Source organism: Parasphingopyxis sp., assembly GCF_052168275.1.
Taxonomy (GTDB): Bacteria; Pseudomonadota; Alphaproteobacteria; order Sphingomonadales; family Sphingomonadaceae; genus Parasphingopyxis.
The window spans coordinates 1-22,134 of the sequence record NZ_JBQLZM010000013.1; the positions used below are offsets into that span (position 1 = coordinate 1).

The following is a 22,134-nucleotide window of genomic DNA, read 5'->3' on the forward strand; positions in this document are numbered from 1 at the left end:
TCGATCCGGAGACCTATCCCAACGGCCGGTTCGCGCGGCTGCAGGATCCCGAGGGCAACCCGATCCAGTTGTGGGAACCGGCCGGGCACGATTGAGCGGCCGGTGGCAGCGCGGTCCCTATCGTGCCGCGAAGTTCCGCGCTATCATGCGCCGACACCGGCTTTCCCAGCCATTCGATGATACCGCCACGGAGAAATGCCCCATGAAAACCCGTGCCGCCGTCGCCTTCGAGGCCAAGCAGCCGCTCGAGATCGTCGAGCTGAATCTGGAGGGCCCGCAAGAGGGCGAGGTTCTGGTCGAGCTGATGGCGACCGGCATCTGCCACACCGACGCCTATACGCTGGACGGCCTCGACAGCGAAGGGAAGTTTCCCTCGGTCCTCGGCCATGAGGGCGCGGGAATCGTCCGCGAAGTGGGCGCCGGCGTAACCTCGGTCGCGCCCGACGATCACGTGATCCCCGCCTATATTCCCGAATGCCGGCAGTGCAAAAGCTGCCTCTCGCAGAAGACCAATCTGTGCACGGCGATCCGCGATACGCAGGGCCAGGGGCTGATGCCCGACGGGACCAGCCGGTTCAGCTACAGAGGCGAGACGATCTACCACTATATGGGCTGCTCGACCTTCTCCAACTTCACCGTCCTGCCAGAGATAGCGGTCGCGAAGATCCGCGAGGACGCGCCGTTCGAGACGAGCTGCTATGTCGGCTGCGGCGTGACCACCGGGGTCGGCGCGGTGATCAACACCGCCGATGTCGAAGCGGGCGCGACCGTCATCGTGTTCGGGCTCGGCGGCATCGGACTCAACGTGATCCAGGGCGCCCGGCTGGTCGGCGCGAAACAGATCATCGGCGTCGACATCAACCCCGATCGCGAGGAATGGGGCCGCAAGTTCGGGATGACCGAGTTCGTGAACCCGAACGACATATCGGGCGATCTCGTCGCCCATCTGGTGGAGCGGACCGATGGCGGCGCGGACTACACGTTCGACTGCACGGGCAATACCGACGTGATGCGAACCGCGCTCGAAGCCTGCCATCGCGGCTGGGGCGAGAGCGTCATCATCGGCGTCGCCGAGGCCGGCAAGGAAATCGCCACCCGCCCCTTCCAGCTGGTCACCGGCCGGGTCTGGAAGGGCACGGCGTTCGGCGGCGCGCGCGGGCGCACCGACATTCCCAAGATCGTCGACTGGTACATGGACGGCAAGATCGCCATCGATCCGATGATCACGCACAGATTGTCGCTCGACGAGATCAACAAGGGCTTCGACATGATGCATGCGGGGACAAGCATCCGCAGCGTCGTCGTCTACTGAACACGCCACACAACCGAAGGAGAAACATTCATGTTTTCACACGTCATGCTCGGCAGCAACGATATCGAACGATCGCGGAAATTCTACGACGCGCTGTTCGCGACGCTCGGCGGCAACCCGGCGATCCAGGACGATAAGGGCCGGTTGATCTATATGCACAATGGCGGCCTCTTTCTGGTGACCAAGCCGATCGACGGCGAGCCCGCCTGCCACGCCAATGGCGGGACGATCGGCTTCGCCGCCGAGAACCCGGAACAGGCCGACGCGTGGCACGCGGCCGGCATCGAGGCCGGCGGCACGGCGATCGAGGATCCTCCCGGCGTCCGCGAAGGCGCGGGCATGAAGCTCTATCTCGCCTATCTGCGCGATCCCGACGGCAACAAGATCTGCGCGATGCATCGGATGGGCTGAGCCCGCCGTTCTGCCAGGAGAGGCGCGCCAGGCCGAGGATTTTTACTTATGACCCATGATTTCGACGCCTGGCGCGCCCGTTCGCCCTTCTACGACGAGAGCCATGACGCGCTCGCCGGGAGCGTCCGCCGTTTCGTCGAGCGCGAGATCGAGCCTCATATCGACCAATGGGAAGCCGATCGCCAGATCCCGCGGGAACTGCACGGGAAAGCTGCCAAGGCGGGCATTCTCGGTCTCAACTATCCCGAGGAATATGGCGGCCATTCTGAAGGGTTCGACATCTTCCACGGCATGGTCGTGACCGACGAGCTGGCCCGGGTCGGCGCGGGCGGGCTCGGCGCGTCGCTGATGACGCACGGCATCGGCCTGCCGCCGATCCTCGCCGTCGGATCGGATGAGCTGAAGCGGCGGGTCGCGCCGCCGGTCCTTGCCGGCGAAAAGATCATCGCGCTGGGCATCACCGAACCCTCGGGCGGATCGGACGTCGCCAATCTCAGGACGCGCGCGGTGCGCGATGGCGGCGATTATGTCGTTACCGGCCAGAAGATGTTCATCACTTCGGGCATGCGCTGCGACTATATGACGACCGCGGTGCGCACCGGCGGCGACGGCGCGGGCGGCATATCGCTGCTGCTGGTCGAGATGGACCGCGGCGGCGTCAGCCGCACGCCGCTGGAGAAGATGGGCTGGCATTGTTCGGACACGGCGGCGATCTATTTCGACGATGTCCGGGTTCCGGCGTCTAACCTGATCGGGCCGGAAAATGGCGGCTTTATGGGCATCATGCGCAATTTCAACCGCGAGCGGCTCGGCATGGCGATGAGCTGCTGCGCCTTCGCCCGCGTCTGCCTGCGCGAAGCCGCCGGCTGGGCGCGCGAACGGGAAACCTTCGGCAAGCCGCTGGCCGCGCACCAGGTGATCCGCGTCAAGCTCGCGGACATGGCGCGGCGGATCGGGACGACCCAGGCCTGGGTCGATCAATGCGCCTGGGCCGAGAGTCAGGGCAAGGGCCAGCCCGCCGATTTCGCGATGCTCAAGGTGCAGGCGACCGAAATGCTCGAACGCGTCGCGCGCGACGCCGCGCAGGTACTGGGCGGTGCCTCCTACCTGCAGGGCTCGAAGGTCGAACGCATCTATCGCGAGGTGCGGGTCAACGCGATCGGCGGCGGGTCGGAGGAGATCATGCTCGACCTCGCCGGGCGGCAGCTGTTCGGCCGATAGCGCGACGGGAACGGACCCCGGGCGCTATCCCGTCATCGCCCTGGCAGCGGCAAGCCGCCCGCTGCGATACGCGCCGGATACGTTGCAAAGGTCACCGTCATGGATAATCGCCTCGCCAGCGAGATAGAGCGTGTCTCCGATCGGTTCGGCGAGAAGATCGTCCTCGCGTAGATTGGCGCCGAGCCTGCGATGCGAATAGGAACCTAGCGCCAACGGGTCGGATCCCCAGCGCGTGACGAGAACCTCTTCCGGCTCCGGAAGGGGCCGGCCGAAGGCGCGGCCAAGGTCGCGCAGAATCAGGCCGGCCACTTCGCGATCGGCGAGTTGCTCGACTCGGCGCGAACTCGCGCCACCGGTTAAAGCGAGCAGGATTGGCGCATCTGAATAGACAGCGTGGTTGGCAACGATGCACGGCAGTTCGCCGCCGGCAAGGACGAAATATTCCTTGCTCATCGGCCAAGCAATACGCGGAAACCGGAGCGCGACCTTGTTGAGCAACCCCATGTCCAACCGCTCCAGCGCACGCAAATGTCCGGCTGGCAGCCCCGGTTCCAGCATGATAGATTCGGCCTTCAAGAGGCCGACCGAACTGGTCAGGATGACGGCGTCCGCTTCATATGCTCCCCTGTCGGTCCTGATGTTGGCCCGACCGGGTTCCCAGGCGATACCGCGGACCGTCTCGCCGAGCCGGATGTCGAGCCCTTGAGCGAGCCAGGCGGCGAAGGTTTGCATGCCACCCGTCATGAAATATTCGTGGTTGGGCCTCCCGGCTTCGCCGAGAAACAGGCTGGCGGCACCTTCTTCCTCAAGCGGTATGGCATATTCGACACCCATGGTGATGCGCGCAACCGCCGCGCCGAGCGGATCCGCCCCGGCGCCGAGCGCCGCATCGACGAGCTCCCCGACGGACCGATCGCCACCCCGGGCCCCGACGAAAGATCGGATGCGCCAGTCCAAATAGGGCCAGAAGGCCGTCTTCCGCAGACGCGATTCGAGATCGAGATCGGCATGGATATCGGTGACCGGTACGCGTCGGACAGGGTCGGTATCGAGACCGAAGACGGTGGCGCTGTCATAGTCGGACAAGTGGAAGCGGATACCGCTGCGCCGCGCGCTAGCGGCAAGTGCGTTGCGATCGCCGCGATGCAGCCAAGAGGCGCCGAGATCGACCGGTGCACCGAACCGCCCATCGGTCCAGGCTCGCCCACCGACGCGCGTGCGCGCTTCGAGAATCAGCGGCCTCAGCCCGGCGCTGCTGAGCATTCGCGCCGCACCGATGCCGGCAAAGCCCGCACCGACGATGACGACCCGCGCGCCCGGCCCCAACGGCGGTCGCCGATTGCGGCAGCCAACCAAAGCCGCCAATGCGACCGAGGCCGCGGAACCGGTCAACATGTCCCGTCGTACAAAATGCATATCCGCCTTCCCCATTTATCTGTCGGATGACAGAATGCTGCTTGCCTGTCAATTGACAGATGAACGGTAAGGAGTATAGATGTCGCGATGAAAGCCGAACGGCGCAGCCGAACCGACCGCTCCGCCCAGATCGCGGCCGTCGCCTACACACTCGTCGCGCGCGAGGGCCCGGGCGCTTTGACGCTCCGCGCGGTGGCGGAGCGGGTCGGTATCAAACTCGCCTCGCTGCAATATCATGTCGCGACAAAGGACGCGCTGATCGCGCTGGTCGTGGCCGAAGCGGTCGAGCGCTATCGGCAGCTGCTGGAGCCTTTCGAGCGAGCGGCCAATCGGGACGATCCGGAGAAAGCGCTCGCTGACGCTGTCGCACTGCTCTGCCGCAGCAGCACGGAAACCGATCTGCTCGCGCGCTTCGAGGTTCATTTTTGGAGTCTGGCGGAAACCGAGCCGGCCGCGAGGAAGGCGCTCGACGACTATCTGTCGCTTTACCGGGAATTCCTGGCCGGTCTGATCAGCGCCGCGCGCCCGACACTGTCGCCCGCGGAGCTGAAGAAGCGGGTCGACCTCGTGTCCGCACTGACAGAGGGAGCGACCACGATCGGCATGGCGCTAGACGCCAAGTCGAGACGTGACTTCGAATCGACGTTGGCGGGGCACATCCTCGATATCTGTCGGGAGTAGCGGTCCGGCTCAGACCATCCGGTCGATCGCGACGCAGGTGACGAGCCCGACGATGACGTTCATCGGCAGCCCGATCTTGAGAAAATCGGCGAAGCGGTAGCCGCCGGCGGCGTAGACGATCGTGTTGGTCTGATAGCCGATCGGCGTAGCGAAACTTGCCGAGGCCGCGAACATCACGGTGAACAGCAAGGGCCGAGGGTCGATGCCGAGATCGGCGGCGAGAGCGAGCACGATCGGCGTCATGATCACCGCGACCGCGTTGTTGGTCACGAGTTCGGTCAGTATCGATGTCAGCGCATAGATAAGGACCAGCAGCAGCAGCGGCGAGGCGGCGGCCAGCAACGGCAGTACCGCATCGACGATCAGGTCGACGGTCCCCGCCTTTTCGAGCCCCACGCCGACGCCGAGCATGCCGAAGATCAGCACGATGACATTGCCGTCGATCGCCTTCCAGGCTTCCTCGGGGTCGATACAGCGCGTCGCCAGCACGACCGCGACGCCGACGATCGCGAGCAGTTCGATCGTCCAGACGCCGAGCGCCGCGAGCCCGACGATCGAGAGCATGGTCGCAAGCGCGATGGGCGCGCGCAACCTCCGATAGGGCCGCACCGTCGGCGCCCCGATATCGATCAGGTTCACATTGGCCTCGATCGCCGCGATGCTGGCGGGGCTGCCCTTGATCAGCAGATTGTCGGCGGCGCGCAGCGTGACCTCCGACAGGGTCGGCCCGGGCAGGTGCCGCGACCGCATCAGTCCGAGAACCCTGGCATCGGTCCGGGTGAGAAACGGGATTTCCGCCAGCCTCCGGCCGATCGCCGGATGGGTCGGCGCGATCGAAGCCGCGACGATCCGGTCTTCCGGCGTCGCCGGCACCGGCCGGCTCGCGATCCCGACCTGGAGTCCGTAGGTGTCGGAGAGCGAAAGCAGTTCGGCCTGGTCCGCGGCGAAGATCAGCCGGTCGCCGGCCATTACGACCTCGGTTTCGATATCCCGCCGCATCAGGTCGCCGCCACGGCGCAGGGCCACCGCGCGCAGTCCCGACCGGCCGAACTCGCCGATCTCGCCATAATATTTGCCGATATCGTCATGATCTTCGCCGATCAGCAATTCGGTCAGATAGCGTTCCTCCACCGGCCGCCGGTCCGCCTGTTCATCCCCGTCGGAGTTCGACGGGAGCAAGAAGCGCCCGGTGAGAAGCAGCAACAGCATGCCCGACACGGCGGCGACCAGCCCGACCCCGGTCAGTTCGAAAATGCCGAACGCCGGTTGCCCCGCACGCTGCGCAACGCCGTCGACGAGCAGGTTGGTCGACGTCCCGATCAGGGTCAGCGTTCCACCGAGTATCGAGAGATAGGAGAGCGGAATCAGCAATCGTTGCGCCGCTATTCCGGCGACATCGCCGATCCGCCGGATGATCGGCACGAGCACGATGACCACCGGCGTGTTGTTGACGATCGAGGAGGAGAAGAAGGCCCCGCCCAGCAGCTCGCCGATCGCGCGACGCGGATGGCCGGCGGCGCGGCGCTCGGCGATGCTGGCCAGCGCCTCGACCACGCCGGTGCGGATCAGCGCGCCCGACAGGATGAACATCGCCGCGATCGTGATCGGGGCCGGATTGGCGAAGACGAGCTCCATCTCGGCGCGCGGCAGATAGCCGAGCATCAGCATGGCGGCCGCTCCGATCACCGCGATGATGACCGGCGGCAGCTTCTCGGAAATGAACAGCGCGAACAGCCCGATCAGCACGGCGAGCCCGATCCAGGCGGATTGCGAATCAAGGACTTCCCGGACCATCTCCATCGGAGCGAATTAGCCGGGGACGCCGCCGACGGCTATATGCTTCGAGCGGGGATGCCCCCGCCCCCTGTACCATGGTCCGTCTCGTGCGCGCGCCCGCGCCCGGCTACATCCGGACCATGACTGTCCAACTCCCGGCCGAACAGGGCGCCGTTTCGAAGCCAGCGACAACCGTCTGGTTCGACGGTGCCTGTCCGCTGTGTGCGCGCGAAATCGAGTGGATGAAGAAACTGGACCGCAAGGGAAGGCTGCGTTTCGTCGATGTGTCGGACAAGGCGACGCCGTGCCCGGTCGACCGGACGGCATTGCTCGCACGCCTTCACGCCGAGGAGGATGGGGAACTCCTGTCCGGAGCCGCGGCCTTCGCCGCGATGTGGCGCCAGCTGCCATGGCTCCGCCCGCTCGGCCTCGCCGCGCGCCATCCGACGATCCTGGCCGTACTCGAGCGGATCTACCGGATCTTTCTGCGCGTTCGTCCCGGACTGCAGGGATTGGCCCGGCGACTGACACGACGCTGAACGTAAAAGGCGATCATGCGACGCTTCAACGCTGGTCTCGTTAGTTCAGGACACAGGCGGGCTTCGTCGATCGCGCCAATCGCCAGTCCATCCGGCGCTCGTCAACCACCCCGAAAACTCGGCTATCGAGCATTACTGCGGTACCAACGTCGCAACCCATGGTTTGGGAATTTTACCCGTTTTGGCGTTGCCTCCAGCCGTTCGAAGACCTGTGGCCCAAGCCTCAGCTCGGCTTACGCCGATTTACCAGCATCATCATGCCGCCTTCCGGCTTGAGGGACATGCTGACGCGCGGCGGGGGCAAGGGCGAGACGAGATCGAGCGTGAACTTCTGGGAGATGAGGGCGAGCATGACGATACCCTCCATCCGCGCCATCCGCTCGCCTATACAGCCGCGCTTGCCCTGGCTGAACGGCAGATAGCTCGATTTGTGCTGATGCTCGAGAGCCTCGGGCCGGTGCCGTTCGGGAATGAAGCGCTCGGGATCCTGCCAGAGGTCCGGCGCGTGCTGGATCGTATAGGCCGAAAAGGCGATGATATCGCCCGGCTCGACGCGGCAACCCTCGATCACGTCCGGAACGGTGACCTCCCGGAACAGCAGGCCGAACATCGGGTATAGCCGCATGGCCTCCGAAAAGACGTACCCAGTATAGTCGAGATCGGCGAGGACCGAATAATCCTCGGGCGGCTTGCCGCCCAACACCCGGTCCACATTTTCGAGAAGCGCCTGCCGCTTGTCGGGATTGGCGCTCAACAGCCCCCAGGCCCAGGTCAGAGATCCGGCGGTTGTTTCGTGACCGCCGAACAGGAGCGTCATGCAATTGTCGCGGACCTGCTGGTCCGACAGCGGCGAGCCGTCCGGCGTGCGCGCCTGGAGCAGCGCATCCAGCATGTCCCGTACCTCCGAGCCGTTCTCGGCCCGCCGGTCGGCGATCAGGCGAAACACCCGCTCGTCGAGACGGGCCAGCGCGGCGGGGCCGCGCCGCGCAGCGGGAATGGCCCAGGCGATCGGGAGGCCCAGGGTCAGGTACCGCGCGCTGATATAGGCGGTCGACTGATCGAACAGACCGACCAGTTCCTCGACCTCTTCGAGGCCGATCCCGCGTTTGAATATCGTCCTGATCAACACCCGGAAGACCGCTTCGTGCATGAACCGGTAGATATTGACGGGCACGCCGGTATCGGCGTGGGCGTCGAGCCGTTCGACTTCGGCGGCAATCGAATCGACCGCCTCGTCGAAATAGGAGCGAAGCATCTTGGCCGTGAAGAGCGGCAGGACGAAGCGCCTCGCGGATTGCCATTCCGCCTCGTCCGTCAGCGTCGCCAGGCTGCGGCCGAGAAGAGGCTTGAGGGTTTCCATGCCCAGTTCGGGCTTGGGATAGAGATCGCCCTTTTCCCACAGGATTTGCCGGACGCCATCGGCACCCTGGAGCAGCAGGAAAGACCGCGGCCCCGCGCCGACGCGGGCGATCGGTCCGTATCGCTCCCGAACCCTGGTGCAGAAACCCAGCGGATCGCGCAGCATGCCGATCGCGTTGCCGATGAAGGGCACGCCGGAACGCACTTTCGGTGGCCTCGGAGGCTGGGCGGCATTGCTCTGGTCCGGAGCCGTCGCCGTAATCGTCTGTGTCATGGGTCCGTCCTGAATGTCGGCGAGATCTGCGATCCGGATGCCCGGCGGCGGCCGCGCATTCTCCGGACCGGCGGCGCGCGATGAGAGATATCGGACATCGGCCGATGCTATTCCGCCGCCTGGAGCTCGAAGGCTCCGTCGGCGAGCCGGGCATCGGTCTCGGGCCCGAGATTGCTGATCATGCGACCCGGAAGCGCGCCGGTCGGGATATTGTCCTTCAGGGTGATCTTGCCGTTGACCAGGCACATGGCGATGCCCTGCGGACGAACCACCCGCCGCCAGTCGCCGTCCGGCAGATCATGGACGACCTCATAGGCCCGCGCGTCGTAATTCAGGCGGTCGAAATCATAGACGTAGATATCGGCCCAGTTTCCTTCGGCGATGACGCCGCGTCGCTCAAAGCCGAAGACCTCGGCCGGCAGTCCGCTGAGCTTGTGGTGCAGTTCCTCGAGCGACATAAGGCCGGTCTCCCGGGCCATCTGGACGATATTGTCCGTTGCGAACTGACCGCCGCTGTAGAATTTGACGTGCGCGCCGCCGTCCGACGTGCCCGCGAAAACGCGCGGATGGACGAGCATTTCCCTGATCTTGCCGGGATCTTCCGTCGTCGCCTCGGTCGTCCGGAATTCGGCGCGGGCGCCGGTGGCGGCGATCACGTCGAAAAAGGCGTCGATCGGCGCGCATTCGCGCTTTTTCGCGATCTCGGAGAAGAGATTCCCGCTATATGCATCCCAATCCGGCGCGCCCGGAGCCCTGAGCAGGCGGAAGGTTTCGACCGGCCCGCCGGCCCCGTCCATATGGGCCGGATTGTAAAGCGTACGGGCGCGTTCGCGGAAAGCGGGATCGGCCGCAAGGGTCGCCTTCGCCTCTGCGTCGCCGGCATTCGTCAATTCGTAAAACGGTTCGACCTGCTGCCAGGCGTTATAGTCGATCACGGTGAATTCGTTCCACGAGCGCATCGCCAAGGCCTGCGAATAGACGGCGAGGCCGCGCTCGGCGCAATCATCGAGCCAGGCCATGACCGACCGGTGATAGTCCGGCAGCTTGTCGAACGCGGCGACGACCGTGTGCAGCACCGGCCGGTCCGAAATCCGCGCCAGTTCCTCGCACGCTTCGCGATTGGAAATGACGACCGGGAGCTCCGCCAATATCTGGATCACGCCCTGCCCGCGCTCGCGGAGAGTTTCGGCGAGATAATAGGCGTCCTCGATCTGCATATTGTCGGTGGGCATCGGACTGCCGTCGCAATCCTTGTGGCTGTTGAAGTCGCCGAGATAGGAAAAGCCGAAACCGATCGCGCCATGGTCCATCGCCTCGTTGAGCAGGCGCCGCATCTCCCGCCGCTCTTCCGGCGTCGCCCCCCGAGTCTTCGCCGCCTCGTAGCCCATTACGTAGATCATCAGCGAATTGAGCGGCATGAAGCTCGCGACATTGACGCCCTTGGGCAGGGTTTTCATGTGCGCCATCCATTCCGGGAAGCTTTCCCAGGTCCAGGGCAAGGCGGTCCGCATGGCGCCGAGCGGAATCTGCTCGGTATTCTCCATCATCAGCATGTACCGCTCCCGGTCGCCCGGGCGGCAGGGCATGAAGCCGAAGCCGCAATTGCCGACGACGAACGCCGTGTTTCCGTGCCAGCCGGAATTGGTGCAATAGGGATCCCAGTTGATCTGCGCGTCATAATGGGTGTGCGGATCGATGACGCCGGGTGCGACGATCAGGCCGGCGACATCGACAACCTCCGCAGCCGTGTCCGGGTCTATCGATTCGGCGATGCGCGCGATCTTGCCGTTCTCGATGCCGAGATCGGCCCGACGCCGAGGCGCTCCCGAGCCATCGACGATCGTTCCGCCCTTGAGCAACAAGTCAAATTGTGTCATTTCCGCCTCGGCTGGATGTACGCAAAATGCGATTAAAAGACTAAAATACATATTTCGCGTCCTATATCAAGAGATAGCTATTGCAATTTTCCGATCCCGGCCTCGAAGTCTGGATCGGCCTCGCTCGAAAGACGCCGCGTTGTTGACTGGCGGAGTGTATTCCAACAAGCAGGCATCGAGTTCCGTCGCGTAAGCGGCAGGTCGCGCCGGTCGCGGCAGGGGTGGCACTGGAAGAGAGGGCGCAGAGATCATGCTCGATCAACTCGATCGCGACATTATTACCCATTTGCGCGCCGATCCGCTGACCACCAACAAAGCCGTCGCCGCCGAGCTCGGCGTTGCCGAATCGACGATCGGGGCACGCATCCGCAGCCTGAGCGAGCGCAATATCATGCGCGTTGTCGCCATGCGGGATATCCGGGCGCTGGGCTACGACCTGCTCGCGCATGTCGACGTGGTGGTCGAGGGCCGCGATCCTAGCAAAGTCGCGGAAGAGCTGTCCGGCATTCCGGAAATCAGCGCGGTCGTCCTTTACCCCGGAGCGCCGCAGATCATGCTCACCATGCTGGCCCGAGATCGGACCGAACTGGTGTCGACGATCAGCACAAGGCTGGCCCCGATCCGGGGCATCTACAGCTTCAAGACCGTCATCTCTCTCAAGATCCTGAAATATCTTCCGGAATATGCGGGCAATATGGAGGCGCCGCCGGTCGAGTTCGACCGGGACGAGAGCGCCGATGTCCTCCACCGCATCATGCAGATCGTCGAGCGGGACGCCCGCGTGGCCAATCGCGAAATCGCCAGGATGATCGGGGTTTCCGAGGCGAGCGTTCGCAAGCGCCTGAAGAAGCAGATCGATACCGGCGCCATGAAGCTGGCCGCGGTCACCGACCCGCAAGCGCTGGGCCTGGACTGCGCGGCCATCCTGCGGCTGAGCGTCAAGCCCTCCTTCGTCGACGACGTCGCGGGCGCCCTCACCTCCTGGCCGGAGCTGCAGTTCGTCAGCATCACGACCGGCGCGTTCGACGTGATGGGAGTCGCCACCGTTTCCGACACCGATTCGCTCGCCGAACTCGCGCATGCCCGCATCGCCGTTCTCAAAGGCGTCACATTCGTCGACGTGCGGGAACTGTCGGCGGTCGCCAAGATGAGATACAATCTGGTCCGCATTCTGCCTGCCGGCTGAGGCCGGTCACGCACGGTCTGGCGCAGCCCCCGAGGCCCTGCCGGACATCTTGCGCCATTTTGCGAATCCCGCCGCATTGCCTGGCGTCGGACGAACCCTTTCCAGCGCATTCAAGGGTTCGGCGCCGTCAGGTGCGCCACCTCGCATGCGATAGAAGGTTCGGATCGATCGCCCGTAAGTGCATTACCTACTCCCATAAATCGCGTTGTAGGTTCGCATTATTGGATAATAATTGATTATTTCAAATTATGCGTTATCCGTAATCGCTCAACCGGGTCGATGGCGCGGGAACATGGCGCGAGAATCGTGTCCCGCCGGTCGAGCCGAGAGGATGGTTTCCTGGGTGGCGCTGCCATGCCCCCATCGACGAATATGCGGATAGGCGGAATATGGTGAGGGTCGTCTTTTATACCGGCGAAGGAACACGGATCGAAACCGACGAACCTGCGGGCTCATCGGCGATGCGGGCGGCCATCAATGCGGGGGTCCCGGGTATCGACGCCGATTGCGGCGGCGCATGTTCCTGCGCCACCTGTCACGTCCATGTGGCGCCGGACTGGATCGCCGTTGTCGGGCCGGCAGGAGAGACCGAAGCGGACATGATCGAATTCGATGCCGAGGTTACGCCGGTCAGCCGCCTGGCATGTCAGATCGAGCTGTCCGACGCTCTCGATGGCCTCGAGCTCCACGTTGCGAGGCAGGGATGATCGACGTCACTCATCCCCGCAACGGCGTTGGAAGGCAGCGCGCACTGCACCGCAAGTTGACGGAAAATCGGACACGAAAAAACGCCCGATCGACGAACGAAACCAAGAAATAAGGTCGTGAGATACGCAATCAGGAGGGGGATACCATGAACAGATGTCTGGAGGCTCTATATCTGGCCTGCTCGTCGACCGGCGCCGTCGCGCTGTCGCTCGCCATCTCCGGTCCGGCGGCCGCGCAAGAGCGAACGAGCGATGCCGCGGACACGTCCGATCGCGCGATCGTCGTCACCGCGCTGAGGCGCGCGCAATCCCTTTCCGACGTTCCGGCCTCGGTAACCGCGCTCGACAGCGCCGCGCTCGAAAGCCGGCAGATCAGATCGCTGACGGACATCCAGGCCCAGGTGCCGAACGTGAATTTCGGAACCTCCATCGGTACGTCGCAGGTCAGCATCCGCGGGGTCGGGCTGACGATCAACGCGCCGTGGGGCGAGCCCGGCGTCGCGACCCATCTCGACGGTGCCTATGAAACCCGGCCGGCCCTGTCCCAGCTCGCGACCTTCGATCTCGAGCGGATCGAGATACTCCGCGGGCCGCAGGGCACGCTCTACGGCCGCAATGCGACCGGCGGGTCGATCAACTTCATCTCGCGGGCGCCGACCGAGAATTTCGAAGGCCATGCGCTTCTTTCCTACGGCAATTTCGACGAAGCGCGAGCGCAACTGGTCCTTTCGGGCGGGTTGGCCGAGGGCGTGCGCGCCCGCGTGGGCGTCACCTATGCGCACCGAGGGGACGGCTTTCTCGAAAACATCCGGCCAGGACAGCGGGACGCCGACGAATCGGAAGATTTCGGCGCCCGCGCCAGGCTGGCGTTCGACCTCTCTCCCGACGCCAGCCTGGATCTGGCGCTGACCTATCTGCATTCCGACGGCAGCCAGCCGTATCTGACGGCGGCCACGCCGATCGATCCGGCGCTCGTTCCGATCAACCCGTCTCTGCAGGGTGCCTTGGCGCCACTCGATGGCGAACGCACGGCCGCCGACACGACGACGCTGGACCGGGAGGCCTTTTCGCCGACCGCGACGCTGAGATGGAATTTGGGCGGCGTGCAGCTGACCTCGATCACGGCCTATACGGACATCGACACGGCAAGCGTGACCGATCCGGACGGCACGTCCGCGCCCCTGGGAACGCTCTTCTACGGGTATACGAGCGAGACCTTTTCGCAGGAACTGAATCTGTCCGGTTCGTCCGACAGCCTCGACTGGATCGTCGGGCTCTACTATCTCGACGAGGATTTCGACGCCTTCACGAACTTCCTTTCGCCGGCCGGTTTCAACCTTCCCGACATTCTGGATTTCATACCGGGAAGTCCCATTCTTCCGGTATTCCTGCCGGGCGGCCAAACGATCCAGGAGGGCCGCGAACGCCGTTCGAGCTATGCTGCATTCGCCGATTTCACGATTGGGCTCACCGACCGGCTCAACTTCTTCGCGGGCGCCCGATATTCCCGCGACGAGATTTCGACCGCCCAGACGACGGGCAACCTGCCCTTCCCAGGCCTCAGCTGCATCGATCTCGAAACGTCGGTCGATTTCGAAGCCTTCACGCCGCGCGCGGGTCTGCAATATGATTTCGGCCCGTCCAACATCTACGCCAGCATTTCGCGCGGATACAAGGCCGGCGGCGTCAATCCCGGATCGTGCGGAAACACGTTCGAGCCGGAAAAGATACTGGCCTACGAGATCGGCTACCGCGGCCAGGTTTCGGACAGTCTCACCGTCGCATTGGCAGGGTTCCACTACGACTATACCGACTTCCAGGCCTATGTGCTTCGTCCGATCACCCAAGGCGGCGGCGTCATCATATCCAACGCCCCCGAAGCGCGCAGCTGGGGCTTCGAAGGCGAGATATATTGGACGCCCGCGCCGGGACTGCGGTTCAACGGTTCGATCGGCTATCTGGATGCCGAGTTCGAAGAATATGTGAATATCAATCCGCTTACCGATCCCTTCGGCTTGATGCCGCTCGATCTCAGCGGCAACAGCATTCCCCGCTCTCCCGAATGGACCGTGGGAGCCGGCGCGGACTATGAAACCGCGATCGGCAATTCGCTCAGGCTGATGCTGCGCGGCGAACTCTACCATAGCTCGCGCATATTCTTCACCGAGTTCAACAACGCCATCGACGCACAGGAAGCCTATACGCTGTTCAACGCCTTCGTCGAGCTGGGCTCCGTCGATCGCCGCTACACGCTGCGGCTCTACGGCAAGAACCTCTCCGACGAGCGCTATTTCAATTTCCTTACCGACAGTCCGCTGATCGGCGGCAAGGCCGGCACCTACGGCCCACGCCGCCAATTCGGCGTCGAACTGATTGCGCGATTCTAGGCGGGAGCGGACTTCACCCATGTATGACAGCTATTCCGGCCTGTTCGGCCCCGCCGACGAATATTTCAACCACCAGACGACCGAGCCGTTCGCCAGCCCGGTCAACAGCGATCCGCGGTTTCAGGACCGCTGCTATTTCAACCTGCACACGACCGAGCCGGACAGTTTCCAGCTGGCGTTCGGCATGGGCAACTATCCCAATCTCGCCGTCAAGGACGCCTATGTGATCGGCCGGCACGGAGCCGCGCATTTCAACATCCTGTTCTCCGACGATCTCGACAAGCGCTACCGACACGAACTCGCCGTCGGCGCGCTGGAAATCCGGGTCGTCGAGCCGATGCGCCGGCTCGCGGCGACGCTGACGGACAATCCCTATGGCGTAACCTTCGAGCTCGAATTCACCGCCCGGGCCGAGCTGCTGATGCACAAGATGCTCGACAAGCGTTTCGACGGGTTCGAATATCTGCACCAAAGCCACATGACCCAGGGCGGAACCTGGCGCGGCGAGGTGCGCATCGACGGTCAGGCGATCGAGATCGCGAACTATCTCGGCGCCCGCGATCGCAGTTGGGGGGTACGCGGCAATCCGCCGGGATCGACCGATCACGCGCATTTCGATGCGCTCGGGCGGCGCCTGCTGGGCCAGTCGCGCTATATCTGGGCCGACTTCCACTTTCCCGATCGCGTCGTGCACGCCTGCTGCATCACGGACGGCGAGACGGGCGAGCATTTCATCATGGACGGCGCGGTCGTGCCGACCGAGCCGGACGGCCGCCCGCCCGCGCATTTCGTCGACTGGGACTGGGAGCTCGGGGCCAAGGGGGAGGACGGGCTGCGCAGCGAGGTTGCGCTGCGTTTTCACGATTCGCACGGCGGCATCCACGATTACGCCCTGCGCAAGATCGGCAACACGTTCCTGATGCCGCACGGCTGGGATGACGAAAAGGACGACGGAAACTATCGCGGTCCCGGCTATCATCATGGTTTCCGGAAAAATCTGAGCGACCCGGCGGACCTCGCCTATTTCAAGGACCGCCCGACCTATTATCACCACACTCTGGTCGAGGTGCGGGAGGGCGAAGAAGTCGGCTACGGCATATTCGAAAGTTTCATCCACATGACGGACCTCTGCTGATCATGGCGGACGACAGCGCGCGAGACGCCGCGGCCGAAATCGTCGCCGACACCATCGCGAGCAACAAGGGACGCCACAGCGGCATTCCGCCGGCAAGGCTCGCCCGCTTCATCGAAGCGCAGCCCGGCGTCGAGGGACCGGTCGCGATCGGCGATTGCTCGGTGCCGACCGGAAACGGATCATCAGCCGGAATCGTCATGTTCGATGCCGAAATCGGCGCGGCCAGGATTCCCCTGGTCGTCCGCTACGCCACCGGGGAGACCGGCTTTTTCAGCCATTACGACATGGAGCAGCAGTTCCGCGTCATGGCGGCGGTGAAGGAAAGCGCCGTAAAGCTGCCACGGGTCCGCTGGCTCGACGCCGACGGGTCGCTGCTCGGTTATCCGGGGTATGCGATGGACCGGATCGACGCGCCGGCGCCATCCGGCCTCGCCTTCAGCGTCGGACCGCTGGCCGAGGCGACGCCCGATGGACGACGCGCCATGGTGTTCGGCGCGATGGAGCAGCTCGCGATCCTGCACCGCCTGCGTCCCGAGGCGCTGGATATCGATTTCCTGCACGAACGGGGGAGTGGCGACGATCCGATCGCACGCGACCTCGATTGGACCTGGCGGCAGATCAGCTGGGCCTGCCCGGACCGGCTGGCAGAGCTCCGGCCGGGCATGGACCGGCTCATGGCGCGCCGCCCGGCCGATGCCGAGATCGTTCTGTGTCACGGCGATCCCAATCTCGGAAACTTCATGTATGCCGATGGCGATGTCGCCGCGCTGCTCGACTGGGAACTCGCCCAGTTGAACGCGCCGGAAACGGACGTCGAATGGCTGATCTACACGATGAAGAGCTTTCGGATCGGCGACTATGACGACACGGGCATTCCGACGGACGGCGAGCTGCGCGCCCATTATGAAAAGACCTCTGGCCGGAAGCTGCGGAACATGGAATATTTCCGCACGGTCGTCGTCAACCGGACGCTGTCGTGGATCCTGATGGGAATGCGCGGACGGAAGAACGACGCCGCCTCGCAGGCCTTCCTGCAGCCCTATTTCGATGACTTGCAATCGGCATTGCGCGAGATCTGAACAGGTTCATCGTCGGACGCGCCGCGCGGTCGGACATGGCGCGACCTAGAAGCGATACCCCAACGTCAATCCGTAGGTCCGCGGCGTGTTGTACCAGACATTCTGGTACCCGAAGAGGCCGACCTCGACGACGTCGATGATATTGACCTCGTCGGTCAGGTTCTTCGCCCAGACCGCCAGTTCAATCCGCTCGTCGATGCTCGTCCAGCTGAACCGCATATCGAGATTGGTCGTCGCGCCCTCGCTGCTCAGCTCGCGCAGCTGCCGCTCGTCGTAGAAACGGTTGCCGGTATAGGTGAAATCGCCGCGCAGCGTGAAATCGCCGATATCGGTCGGCAGCGTGTAGCGGCCGTAGACGTTGAACTGGGTGTTCGGCGCGCCGGTCAGCCGGTTGCCGCTCAGATCCTCGACGACCCCGCCGACCTGCCGCGTGAAGTTGCGATATTCGCTGTCGAGGAGGCCGAGACTGCCGCCGACCTCGAAATTGTCGGTCACCAGCGCCTGGAGTTCGAACTCGAGCCCCGAAATCCGGGCGTCGGACGCGTTTTCGATGAACTGCAGACCCCCGGCGGTGAAGGTGAACACCTGGAGATCGCTATAGTCGTAAAGGAACGCCGTCGCGTTGAACTGCACCCGCCGGTCGAGCAGGGTCGTGCGCAGCCCCGCTTCGTAGCTGACCACGATCTCCGGATCGTAGATTTCGAGCGCGCCGACCGGGTCGTTGAAGGCCCCGGTATTGAAGCCGCCGCTGGTGAAGCCGCGGTTGACGCTGACAAAGGCCATGACGTCATCGGTGAACTCGTAGCTGAGCGCGGCCCGGCCCGACCATTCGGTCCAGCCTTCCTCGAGCGCGATGTCGAACAGCGGTCCGGGGAGCAGCGACATGCGATTGGCATCCGTGCCGAAGCTCCGATGGTCGAGATTCCGCTCCTCATAGTTGATCCGGCCGCCGATCGTCAGGCTCAGCCGCTCGGTGATGTCGAACTCGGCCTGGGCGAAGGCCGCATAGGTGTCGGTTTCCTGGACGTAGAACTGGTCGAACGCCTCGAGCCCGCCGAGCGCGAAACTGACATCGGCGAGATTGTAGAAATTGTTGACCTCGCCCCGCTCGTGATAGGCGAAGACGCCGATCAGCCAGCTGAACCGGTCCTCCGCCGGCGAACTCAGCCGCAGCTCCTGCGAGATGGTCTCGAACTCGGACGGCCCCCAGTCGATCGTAAAGATCGTGCTCGGCGCGCCGTTGCCTTCCTGCAGCACATGGCGTTCGGACCGCTCGAAGCCGGTCACCGAGGTCAGCGTGAACCCGCGTCCGAAGGTGAAATCGCCGACCAGCGACACGCCGATCAGGTCGATATCGGCGAAGGTGTCGCGTTCATAGGTGTTCACATAGGGATCGGGATTGGGGTCCCGATAGCCGAAGAGATCGACGCCCTGCCCCGCGATGATCGCGCTCGACGGCAGTTTGACGAACGCGCCGCCGGCCAGCTGCACCGGATCGAAGATGCCGCGATGCGCGCTGTTGTTATGCGTCGAATCCGATCCGCCGCCATGGATATTGAGCCGGATGTCGACGTCGGTCGTCGGCTGCCAGCGGAAGATCGCCCGCGCCGCCCATTGATCGACATCGTTGACCTGCCGGCCGGTGCCGAGATCGGTCAGATAGCCGTCGCGGCGCTGATAGGTACCCGCGAAACGCGCCGACAGCGTGTCGCCGAGCGGCACCGAAACCGCGCCTTCCATGTCGAAGGCGTCGTAATTGCCGTAGCCGGCGCGGACATAGCCTTCGAAATCGCCGTCCGGCAGGCGCGAATAGACCGAAATCGCGCCGCCGGTCGCGTTCTTGCCGTAGAACGTTCCCTGCGGACCGCGCAGCACCTCGATCCGGTCGAGATCGTACATCTGGAAAAGCTGGCCCGACGGGGCGGAGAGATAGACCTGGTCGAGATAGACGGCGACCTTGCTCTCCGCCGTCTGGTTGAAATTGTTGTTGCCGATCCCGCGCATGAAGATCTTCGGGTTGGACGTGCCCCAGAGCGCGCTGATATTGAGGTTCGGGACGGTCGAGGACAGATCCTCGACATCGTTGAAACCGCTTTCCGCGATCCGTTCGGAATCGAACGCGCTGATCGCGAGCGGGATATCCTGGAGCGACTCCTCGCGCCGCTGGGCGGTCACGATGATCGGGCGAAAGCCTGTGGTTTCTTCGGCCGGCGCCCCCGGAACCGACGGCTGAACCTCCGGCGCGGCGCCGTCCGTCTGCGCCTGAACCGCCCCCGGTATCGCCATCGCCGCAACTCCGGCCAACAATGCTCCCCGCGTGATCGTCATTCGTCCCTCCCAATGTCCGTCCCGTTTTCGGGCTCCGTCGCGTCGTCGGTGGGACGACGCCATGTGCCGTGATTATGGCGCCGGGGCCAATTCGCCCCGCCCGGATGGGTAGGCCGGCCTCGACTATCCGACCGACCGTCCGGCATTCTCCCAATAGGGTTTGCGCAATTCCGTCTTGAGGACCTTGCCGCTGGCGTTGCGCGGCAGCGCGTCCGTCCGCTCGATGCGCCGCGGCACCTTGTAACCGCCGAGCCGCGTGCGGCAGAAGGCGATGACCTCGTCGGCATCGATATCCGCGCCGTCCTCGGTGACGACCAGCGCGAGCAGCGCCTCGCCATATTTTCGATCCGGCACGCCGATCACGGCGGCATCGATAATCCGGGGATGGTCGAACAGTACATTCTCCACTTCGCGCGGATAGATATTCTCGCCGCCGCTGACGACCATGTCCTTGATCCGGTCGCGAATATAGAGATAGCCCTCGGCGTCGACTTCGCCGGCATCGCCGGTATGCGCCCAGCCGCCCTTGCGGAAATCGGCGGTCGCCTCGTCGAGCTTCCAGTATCCGGGCACGATCTGCGGCCCGCGGGCCAGTATCTGGCCGACCTGCCCTTCGCCGAGCGGCGCATCGTCTTCGCCCGCGATCCGCAAATCGGTGCCCGGCAACGGCCGGCCCGCGGCGAGCAGCAGATGCGCCTCCCCGGCCAGCGCCCGGCGATGCTCGTCGGCGCCCAACAGGGTCAGGATGGCGGTGGTCTCGGTCAGGCCGTAGGCCTGGTAGACATCGCAGCCGAACAGTCCGATCGTCCGCCGCAACACGTCCTCGGCGATCGGCGACGCGCCGTACATCAGCAGTTTCAGCGCCGACCAGTCGCGCTCCGCGATATCCGGAACCTGCGTCAGGCAGGCCTGGATCATCGCCGGAACGAGAAAGGTGAAGGCGACGCGCTCGCGAGCGAGCGTATCGACGACATCGGCCGGATCGAATTCCGTCTTGAGGATGATCGTCATGCCGCGCGCCGTGCACAGGGCCGCGATCCAGACCGCGGCCGCATGATAGAGCGGCGTGACGACGAGGGCCGTGTCGCCGGCATCGGGCAGCCGGGTGATCATGTTCGCCGCCTGGGCGAGATTGGCGGCATAATTGGCATGGGTGACGATGACGCCCTTGGGCAGTCCGGTCGTGCCGCTCGTATACATCTGGTAGAAGATATCGTCCGATGCGATTGCGCAATCGACGGGGGCGTCGGACTGTTCGGCCAGCCATTCATGATAGCCGCGTGCCCGCTCCCAGTCCCCGTCGAACGAGAGATAGTGCGAGATGCCGGGCAGCTCGTCGGCAATCGACGCGATCGCCGCGTCATAGCCGCTGCCGATGAACAGCGCCCTGGCCTCGGCATCGGCGAGGATGTAGCGCCATTCGGCCGGCGCGAGACGATAGTTGAGCGGCACGGGAACCGCGCCGGTCCGCGCCGCGGCCAGATACATCAGCCACATGTCCGCGCAGTTCTGGGACAGGTAGCCGAACCGGTCTCCCTTGCCCAAACCCAGCGCGAGCAGGCCGTTGGCGATACGGTTCACCTCGTCCGCCGCCTCGCCGAACCGCAATGCCCGCCGCCCATCGTCGATGCACGGCTGCTGCGGACGGCTGCGGGCCAGAAAATCGAACATGTCGTGGAACAGCAGCGTCTGGGTCATGCGCCGGCCCTCAGCGCCGCCAGGCATTCCAGGACGAATTCCGGGCCCATATCGGCGCCGATCGCGATCTGAAGCTGCGCGGCCTCGGCGCGCGTGATATCGGCCCGGAGGAGGGCCCGAGCGCCGATCGTCTGGCAATCGCCCTTGCCGACCGGCGAGATGGTGTCGCCGGGCTCGGGGAAGCAGAATTCGGCGTGCGGATGATCGGTCTGGCCGAGCATCACCATCGGACAGCCGAGATGGTCGGCGATGCGAAACAGCGGATCCGCAGCGGCCAGGCCGGCCGCGTCGGCTTCCGCGATCGCCACCGCCGCCGGCCGATACTCGCCGAGCGTCCGCAGGATATCGCCGAGCGCCATCGCGGCGATGTCGAGCGCATCTTCGTCTTCGTTGCCGCTGACAGCCGCGGCAGGACCGGGCAGAACCGGAACGATCCTGTCGAGCATCACCGCGCCGTCCAGCGAAGCCAGCGCATCCGTCAGCGCCGCAACCATGGCACCGTCGGCCACCGCCTCGTCGAGGCGTTCGGCCCGGTCTTCCGGAGCGTCGTCACCCGGCGGCGCGAACCGGTCGAGCAGCGGCGCGAGCGGCAGCAGCAACCGGTCGGCATCGAGCAATTCCGCCGCCTCGGCGCAGAACCGTCCGATCTCGCCCGGCGCGTTCCACGGCTCCTCGGCGCCACGCAGGAGCGCGGTCGCGTAGGAGTGGGCCTCGATCCAGAGCGTCCGCCCCATCGTCAGCCCCATCG

Annotated in this window: 17 protein-coding genes; 10 read left to right on the forward strand and 7 right to left on the reverse strand. The window is 64.6% G+C overall.

Features of this window, described 5'->3' with window-relative positions; translation table 11 throughout:
• The first annotated feature begins 202 nt into the window (after positions 1-202).
• From ACTS1X_RS01240 to ACTS1X_RS01250, 3 genes are read left to right on the forward strand one after another with little or no spacing between them, the layout of a single operon-like run.
• Positions 203-1,312, forward strand: a complete 1,110-nt coding sequence (locus ACTS1X_RS01240) for an S-(hydroxymethyl)glutathione dehydrogenase/class III alcohol dehydrogenase (protein WP_442612571.1) — start codon at positions 203-205, stop codon at positions 1,310-1,312.
• A 30-nt stretch (positions 1,313-1,342) separates the two neighbouring features.
• Entirely contained in the window at positions 1,343-1,723 is a 381-nt protein-coding gene (locus tag ACTS1X_RS01245) for a VOC family protein (RefSeq protein WP_442612572.1), read from the forward strand.
• Between the two features lie 48 nt (positions 1,724-1,771).
• Complete coding sequence (locus tag ACTS1X_RS01250; protein ID WP_442612573.1) at positions 1,772-2,944, forward strand: acyl-CoA dehydrogenase family protein; 1,173 nt, start codon at positions 1,772-1,774, stop codon at positions 2,942-2,944.
• 24 nt (positions 2,945-2,968) lie between these two features.
• On the opposite strand, the gene ACTS1X_RS01255 is transcribed toward ACTS1X_RS01250, so the two are convergent.
• Positions 2,969-4,375 (reverse strand): flavin monoamine oxidase family protein, encoded by a 1,407-nt coding sequence (locus tag ACTS1X_RS01255; protein ID WP_442612574.1) that lies wholly within the window; start codon positions 4,373-4,375, stop codon positions 2,969-2,971.
• Between the two features lie 72 nt (positions 4,376-4,447).
• On the opposite strand from ACTS1X_RS01255, the gene ACTS1X_RS01260 reads away from it, so the two are divergent.
• Positions 4,448-5,041, forward strand: coding sequence for a TetR/AcrR family transcriptional regulator (locus tag ACTS1X_RS01260; protein WP_442612575.1), 594 nt, complete (start codon positions 4,448-4,450; stop codon positions 5,039-5,041).
• Positions 5,042-5,050: 9 nt separating this feature from the next.
• Here the strand turns inward: ACTS1X_RS01260 and ACTS1X_RS01265 are convergent, their stop codons facing one another.
• A complete protein-coding gene (locus ACTS1X_RS01265; protein ID WP_442612576.1) occupies positions 5,051-6,841 on the reverse strand; it encodes an SLC13 family permease in 1,791 nt (596 codons plus the stop codon).
• A gap of 116 nt (positions 6,842-6,957) precedes the next feature.
• Between ACTS1X_RS01265 and ACTS1X_RS01270 the strand changes: the two genes are divergently transcribed.
• Positions 6,958-7,356 (forward strand): thiol-disulfide oxidoreductase DCC family protein, encoded by a 399-nt coding sequence (locus tag ACTS1X_RS01270; RefSeq protein ID WP_442612577.1) that lies wholly within the window; start codon positions 6,958-6,960, stop codon positions 7,354-7,356.
• A 223-nt stretch (positions 7,357-7,579) separates the two neighbouring features.
• On the opposite strand, the gene ACTS1X_RS01275 is transcribed toward ACTS1X_RS01270, so the two are convergent.
• Together ACTS1X_RS01275 and ACTS1X_RS01280 are read right to left on the reverse strand one after the other, a co-directional pair.
• Positions 7,580-8,989, reverse strand: a complete 1,410-nt coding sequence (locus ACTS1X_RS01275) for a cytochrome P450 (RefSeq protein ID WP_442612578.1) — start codon at positions 8,987-8,989, stop codon at positions 7,580-7,582.
• A gap of 107 nt (positions 8,990-9,096) precedes the next feature.
• Entirely contained in the window at positions 9,097-10,866 is a 1,770-nt protein-coding gene (locus ACTS1X_RS01280; RefSeq protein WP_442612579.1) for an N-acyl-D-amino-acid deacylase family protein, read from the reverse strand.
• 250 nt (positions 10,867-11,116) lie between these two features.
• Between ACTS1X_RS01280 and ACTS1X_RS01285 the strand changes: the two genes are divergently transcribed.
• The 5 genes from ACTS1X_RS01285 (at position 11,117) to ACTS1X_RS01305 (ending at position 17,360) form a co-directional block, all read left to right on the forward strand.
• Positions 11,117-12,052 (forward strand): Lrp/AsnC family transcriptional regulator, encoded by a 936-nt coding sequence (locus tag ACTS1X_RS01285; protein ID WP_442612580.1) that lies wholly within the window; start codon positions 11,117-11,119, stop codon positions 12,050-12,052.
• Positions 12,053-12,441: 389 nt separating this feature from the next.
• Positions 12,442-12,759, forward strand: coding sequence for a 2Fe-2S iron-sulfur cluster-binding protein (locus tag ACTS1X_RS01290; RefSeq protein WP_442612581.1), 318 nt, complete (start codon positions 12,442-12,444; stop codon positions 12,757-12,759).
• A gap of 146 nt (positions 12,760-12,905) precedes the next feature.
• Entirely contained in the window at positions 12,906-15,146 is a 2,241-nt protein-coding gene (locus ACTS1X_RS01295; RefSeq protein ID WP_442612582.1) for a TonB-dependent receptor, read from the forward strand.
• 19 nt (positions 15,147-15,165) lie between these two features.
• Positions 15,166-16,281 (forward strand): hypothetical protein, encoded by a 1,116-nt coding sequence (locus tag ACTS1X_RS01300; protein ID WP_442612583.1) that lies wholly within the window; start codon positions 15,166-15,168, stop codon positions 16,279-16,281.
• 2 nt (positions 16,282-16,283) lie between these two features.
• Positions 16,284-17,360, forward strand: a complete 1,077-nt coding sequence (locus ACTS1X_RS01305) for a phosphotransferase family protein (protein ID WP_442612584.1) — start codon at positions 16,284-16,286, stop codon at positions 17,358-17,360.
• 45 nt (positions 17,361-17,405) lie between these two features.
• Here ACTS1X_RS01305 and ACTS1X_RS01310 read toward each other — a convergent pair whose 3' ends face one another.
• The 3 genes from ACTS1X_RS01310 to ACTS1X_RS01320 form a co-directional block, all read right to left on the reverse strand.
• Positions 17,406-19,688, reverse strand: coding sequence for a TonB-dependent receptor (locus ACTS1X_RS01310; protein ID WP_442612585.1), 2,283 nt, complete (start codon positions 19,686-19,688; stop codon positions 17,406-17,408).
• A 123-nt stretch (positions 19,689-19,811) separates the two neighbouring features.
• The gene (locus tag ACTS1X_RS01315; protein WP_442612586.1) at positions 19,812-21,386 is read right to left on the reverse strand and encodes a long-chain-fatty-acid--CoA ligase; all 1,575 of its coding nucleotides are present in this window, start codon (positions 21,384-21,386) and stop codon (positions 19,812-19,814) included.
• The gene (locus ACTS1X_RS01320; protein WP_442612587.1) at positions 21,383-22,132 is read right to left on the reverse strand and encodes a hypothetical protein; all 750 of its coding nucleotides are present in this window, start codon (positions 22,130-22,132) and stop codon (positions 21,383-21,385) included. Before ACTS1X_RS01320 ends, ACTS1X_RS01315 begins: the two co-directional genes overlap by 4 nt.
• Positions 22,133-22,134 lie beyond the last annotated feature (2 nt).

Excerpts from the sequence above, each read along its gene's own strand:
- ACTS1X_RS01240 (WP_442612571.1), top strand. The coding sequence starts at position 203 with ATGAAAACCCGTGCCGCCGTCGCCTTCGAGGCCAAGCAGCCGCTCGAG.
- ACTS1X_RS01245 (WP_442612572.1), top strand. The coding sequence starts at position 1,343 with ATGTTTTCACACGTCATGCTCGGCAGCAACGATATCGAACGATCGCGG.
- ACTS1X_RS01250 (WP_442612573.1), top strand. The coding sequence starts at position 1,772 with ATGACCCATGATTTCGACGCCTGGCGCGCCCGTTCGCCCTTCTACGAC.
- ACTS1X_RS01255 (WP_442612574.1), bottom strand. The coding sequence starts at position 4,375 with ATGGGGAAGGCGGATATGCATTTTGTACGACGGGACATGTTGACCGGT.
- ACTS1X_RS01260 (WP_442612575.1), top strand. The coding sequence starts at position 4,448 with ATGAAAGCCGAACGGCGCAGCCGAACCGACCGCTCCGCCCAGATCGCG.
- ACTS1X_RS01265 (WP_442612576.1), bottom strand. The coding sequence starts at position 6,841 with ATGGAGATGGTCCGGGAAGTCCTTGATTCGCAATCCGCCTGGATCGGG.
- ACTS1X_RS01270 (WP_442612577.1), top strand. The coding sequence starts at position 6,958 with ATGACTGTCCAACTCCCGGCCGAACAGGGCGCCGTTTCGAAGCCAGCG.
- ACTS1X_RS01275 (WP_442612578.1), bottom strand. The coding sequence starts at position 8,989 with ATGACACAGACGATTACGGCGACGGCTCCGGACCAGAGCAATGCCGCC.
- ACTS1X_RS01280 (WP_442612579.1), bottom strand. The coding sequence starts at position 10,866 with ATGACACAATTTGACTTGTTGCTCAAGGGCGGAACGATCGTCGATGGC.
- ACTS1X_RS01285 (WP_442612580.1), top strand. The coding sequence starts at position 11,117 with ATGCTCGATCAACTCGATCGCGACATTATTACCCATTTGCGCGCCGAT.
- ACTS1X_RS01290 (WP_442612581.1), top strand. The coding sequence starts at position 12,442 with ATGGTGAGGGTCGTCTTTTATACCGGCGAAGGAACACGGATCGAAACC.
- ACTS1X_RS01295 (WP_442612582.1), top strand. The coding sequence starts at position 12,906 with ATGAACAGATGTCTGGAGGCTCTATATCTGGCCTGCTCGTCGACCGGC.
- ACTS1X_RS01300 (WP_442612583.1), top strand. The coding sequence starts at position 15,166 with ATGTATGACAGCTATTCCGGCCTGTTCGGCCCCGCCGACGAATATTTC.
- ACTS1X_RS01305 (WP_442612584.1), top strand. The coding sequence starts at position 16,284 with ATGGCGGACGACAGCGCGCGAGACGCCGCGGCCGAAATCGTCGCCGAC.
- ACTS1X_RS01310 (WP_442612585.1), bottom strand. The coding sequence starts at position 19,688 with ATGACGATCACGCGGGGAGCATTGTTGGCCGGAGTTGCGGCGATGGCG.
- ACTS1X_RS01315 (WP_442612586.1), bottom strand. The coding sequence starts at position 21,386 with ATGACCCAGACGCTGCTGTTCCACGACATGTTCGATTTTCTGGCCCGC.
- ACTS1X_RS01320 (WP_442612587.1), bottom strand. The coding sequence starts at position 22,132 with ATGGGGCTGACGATGGGGCGGACGCTCTGGATCGAGGCCCACTCCTAC.